Raw genomic sequence first — 255 nt, forward strand, 5'->3', positions numbered from 1 at the left:
GAGTTGGGCAGTTGTTCGGGCAAGCAGGCCGCCATGCTGGCAGGGCTTGCACCAATCGCCAACGACAGCGGTGCCCGAACCGGACGTCGTTCCATCCGCGCCGGCAGGCCAGCACCCCGGCGCGCGCGCTACATGGCCGCCTTGTCGGCCCGTCGATACAATCCCGCCCTGGCTCGTTTCGCAGACACGCTCAAAGCCGCAGGAAAACCTGCCAAGGTCATCCTGGTCGCCATCATGCGCAAGCTGCTCGTCTTG

1 protein-coding gene is annotated in these 255 nt (G+C 65.9%); it reads left to right on the plus strand.

What is annotated here, in order from left to right; translation table 11 throughout:
* Positions 1 to 255, plus strand: a 255-nt coding sequence (locus GR198_RS35240; protein ID WP_164070492.1) for a transposase, incomplete at both ends; no start/stop codon positions are given.

Source organism: Rhizobium leguminosarum (assembly GCF_010668065.1).
Taxonomy (GTDB): Bacteria; Pseudomonadota; Alphaproteobacteria; order Rhizobiales; family Rhizobiaceae; genus Rhizobium; species Rhizobium leguminosarum_S.